The sequence below is a fragment of the bacterium genome (assembly GCA_035527515.1).
Lineage (GTDB): Bacteria > B130-G9 > B130-G9 > B130-G9 > B130-G9 > B130-G9.
The window spans coordinates 1-3330 of the sequence record DATLAJ010000051.1 but is presented as its reverse complement, the minus strand read 5'-3'; the positions used below and the strand labels follow the sequence as shown (position 1 = coordinate 3330).

5 protein-coding genes are annotated in these 3330 nt (G+C 57.2%); 3 read left to right on the top strand and 2 right to left on the bottom strand.

What is annotated here, in order from left to right; all coding sequences use genetic code 11:
• Both VM163_03355 and VM163_03350 read right to left on the bottom strand, forming a co-directional pair.
• A partial coding sequence (locus tag VM163_03355; GenBank protein ID HUT02907.1) for a DNA-binding protein occupies nucleotides 1-210 on the bottom strand: 210 nt, incomplete at its 3' end.
• Nucleotides 149-721, bottom strand: coding sequence for a class I SAM-dependent methyltransferase (locus tag VM163_03350; protein ID HUT02906.1), 573 nt, complete (start codon nucleotides 719-721; stop codon nucleotides 149-151). The genes VM163_03355 and VM163_03350, both read right to left, overlap by 62 nt.
• 310 nt (nucleotides 722-1031) lie before the next feature.
• Here VM163_03350 and VM163_03345 point away from each other — a divergent pair, with 310 nt between their 5' ends.
• From VM163_03345 to VM163_03335, 3 genes are all read left to right on the top strand, one after another.
• Complete coding sequence (locus tag VM163_03345; GenBank protein HUT02905.1) at nucleotides 1032-1733, top strand: Abi-alpha family protein; 702 nt, start codon at nucleotides 1032-1034, stop codon at nucleotides 1731-1733.
• Between the two features lie 103 nt (nucleotides 1734-1836).
• Entirely contained in the window at nucleotides 1837-2394 is a 558-nt protein-coding gene (locus VM163_03340) for a hypothetical protein (GenBank protein ID HUT02904.1), read from the top strand.
• Between the two features lie 287 nt (nucleotides 2395-2681).
• Nucleotides 2682-3167 carry a hypothetical protein gene (locus VM163_03335; GenBank protein ID HUT02903.1) on the top strand — a complete coding sequence of 162 codons (486 nt, stop codon included), beginning with the start codon at nucleotides 2682-2684 and terminating at the stop codon, nucleotides 3165-3167.
• The last annotated feature ends 163 nt before the right edge of the window (nucleotides 3168-3330 follow it).

Genomic DNA, 3330 nt, shown 5'->3' with positions numbered 1-3330 from the left:
GCTCACCGCTTCCATCACCCCACCGCCCCCGCCGGTGAGCAGATGGACGCCCTCGCGGGCAAGCCACTCACCCAACGGCTTGGCCTTCTCCTCGTGCGGCTCGGACCCCGAGCCGAGCACCCCCACGATCGGCAACCGCCTCACCTGCTCATCCATTCTTCGCGAAAACGGCGTCGTAAACCGGGCCGACAGGAAAGAGCTGGTACTCACTTGCTCGCTCCTCACTCAGGCCGACCCCATTCATCAAGGCGCGAATATCGTCCGGCGTCGCCCCGTGAGAGGGCTTCACCGGCTCGCGCAGGTAGAGCTTGCCGCCGGCTTTGAGGACCCGCGCCAATTCAGCGACAGTGTTTCTTCTCTCGCCCTCCTGTATGTCGTGCAGCGCGTTATGGATGACGATGTGATCGAACGACTCCGGATCAAGAGCGTGGGTTTCGATCCGCCCCAACAGGCACGTCGCGTTCGAGTAGCGTCGCAGCCGCTTCTCCGCGATCCGGACGAGCGGCGGGCAGATATCGACACAGGTGACCGAGCCACCGTCCTTGAGCCTGGGCGCCAGATGCATCGCAATCCCGCCGCTGCCGGCCCCGAAATCGAGGACCGCTTCGTCCCCTTGCAACTCGATCGTGTCCGCGTAGCGCCGATAGAAAAAGGGGAACAACCGCGGCACCAGCCATCCATCGACGAGCACAAACAGGAAATCGGGGTTTTCGAAGTCCATAGTAAGCTCCTTTCATACCCGTACACTAACGACCCGAAGCCCCATTCTACTTTTCCCCTTGCTTTGTATCTAGCCCTTCGGCGGCTCGTCGAACAACGAGCCCAACTCCACGGGAAGTTGCATGTTGCCAGTTACCTTGAGCACGCCGTGGAAAAGATATCGACGTCTTGCCGTGCAATGATATCTATCTCAATACCTGCCCGTTCAAAGACCTTAGTGATAACAGGAACAGAGTTGACATTCACCATTTCTGGCGTACTATCACGCACGGTTGCACAATAATCATTGTTAGCCATCAACGGGGGGATCGATGAATGAAGTCGAGGAGATTGCCAAGGCAGTTCAGGGAGTAGCCAGCCTCGGTGAGAAGTCGCTCGAAGTGTCGGAGAAGGTTGGCGGGTTCTTTGCCCGCGTCTTCAGGGATTCCATAGATGAGGTCGCTGGCATGGTCACCGACCGCCTTCGATTCGTCCGCTGGCAGCGCATGGTCTCCATGTCGGATGAGGTCACTCACATTCTGGCTGAGCGAGGCGTCGACGAGACGAGGCCTGTTCCGCCAAAGCTCGCACTACCCATTTTCGAGGAGGGGAGTCTCGAGGAGGACGAGAGCCTGCAGAAGCTCTGGAGCCAGCTACTCGCCAACGCGATGGACCCGTCGTTCAATGGCGAGCTACGATACGGCTTCATCGACATGATCAGGAACATCACGGCGGCCGAGGCGAGTATCCTCAACAAGTTCTACGGGGTTCTTGATCGCGAGGGAAAGCTGGCGGACTTGGGCCAGCTGTCCAACTACAGCCTCACCAGGGAGCAGATAGCCTCAATCGCTGGAATCGACGACGCACAGTACCAGGTCAGCATCCACAACTTGATGCGCATGCAGTGCGTCGGGCCGGCGATTCTCAAGGGCGGAGTGAAGATGGGCTCTGAACCGCTGACCATCTACAAGGGAACCGACGCGGTCGTGCTCACTCCTCTGGGGGTCAAGTTCGTTGAAGCCTGCATCGGGTGATGGCTAACCAGCGCATCGAGCGGACAGTTGCACGCTAGGATTGACATCAGCGGAAACGACCGCCGCTCATGCGCAAACCGTTGGGCAGGGAGACAAAGTCAAGATGATCACAGCGCATGACGCGATGGTTGAGGCCACCAAGCGCTTGCCCGAGTTGCTCAGTCGCGCAGAGTCGCTCTATGGGACCAGAGATATGCGGTTTACGATTGCGCACGATATTCGAATTGAATCCGACGGCCCGCGGATTTGCTTTCGGAATGATGATCTCTCGACGGTGATTGTCGTGCTTGGCCAGAACGTGATCACTCATCCGCCAAATGTTCCCTGTCAACTTGCCCATGAATGCATTCATCTTCTCAATCCGACCCAGGGCAACACCAACTTCCTAGAGGAAGGCGCTGCGGTGCACTTCCAACTGGAGGTCATTCTTGAATCCCACGGGCGGAAAGAGCATGAACTGCAGAGAAACCACCTGAACGAGGCCTACCACAGGGCCCACGAACTCTACTGTCGTCTCGTATCAATTGACGCGAGGGCACCACACGCACTACGCTCCCCGCTGAGAGGTTGGTCTGCTCTCGATTCCGCGGATATTGCCAAAGCCGTTCCGTGTTTGCCCGGCGATCTGGCTGAGCGGTTGGCAGCGCCCTGCATGCCGTGATGACGATGCAACATGGACGGGAAGGCCCAACAAGGGCGTGGAGGCGACGCTTGACAGCGCGCCTTACGGTCACGTTAGGCCGCTAGAAGTGATCCGAAATGGCGAAGCAAGGACGTCCACGAAAAGGTCAGTGCGCATACTGTGGTGAGCACGGCCACGTCACTCGCGATCACGTCGTTCCCCGTTGCCTGTTTCCGCGTCCGTTGCCCGCCGAAATGGTGACCGTCCCCGCATGCGGCGGTTGCAATTCACGGAAGGCTCGCCACGACGACTTCCTGAGGGACCTTTTGACATCTGACCTTGCCGGCGGGGAAAGCCCGATTGCTCAGAAAATCTTTCAAGAAAAGGTGCTTTCATCAAACCGCAAAGGCAAGTCCTTACTGGCGCGCATCGCCTTGGAGGAGGCACGGGAAACGCCGATCATTACCAAGGCCGGGCTCTATCTGGGAGAATGTTACGTAGTCACCTTCGATCTTGATCGCACAATCGAGATGTTCACATTCATCGTACGTGGCCTATACTATCGGTTGCGAGAGATCATCCTTCCAGCTGACTGCAAGATCGATGTGCGGCGGCTCCTCGGTAAAGATGTAGAGACGTGGTGGGGGTCTTTCGAGGAACACGGATTCAATGGCCCGTACGCCATCGGCAAAGGTGTCTTCTGGTGTGCGTACCAGTACGCGGCTAGGGATGACGCGATCTCATGCTGGATGTTGGCGTTTTACGATCGTGTTTTCTATCGTGTTGTGACAACGCCTGCGGATTTTGAATAGGAAATATGGGGACATAAACCTTATTCAAGCTGCCTCTTGAGGAATGAGGGTTATATAGTGCCGGAATTCCCAAGAGACGAGAAATAGGTATTGTGTCCCCGATTTATCACAAAATCGAGGACCGCTTCATCCCCTCGTAGGTCGATCGTGTCCGCGTAGCGGC

Excerpts from the sequence above, each read along its gene's own strand:
- VM163_03350 (HUT02906.1), bottom strand. The coding sequence starts at position 721 with ATGGACTTCGAAAACCCCGATTTCCTGTTTGTGCTCGTCGATGGATGG.
- VM163_03340 (HUT02904.1), top strand. The coding sequence starts at position 1,837 with ATGATCACAGCGCATGACGCGATGGTTGAGGCCACCAAGCGCTTGCCC.
- VM163_03345 (HUT02905.1), top strand. The coding sequence starts at position 1,032 with ATGAATGAAGTCGAGGAGATTGCCAAGGCAGTTCAGGGAGTAGCCAGC.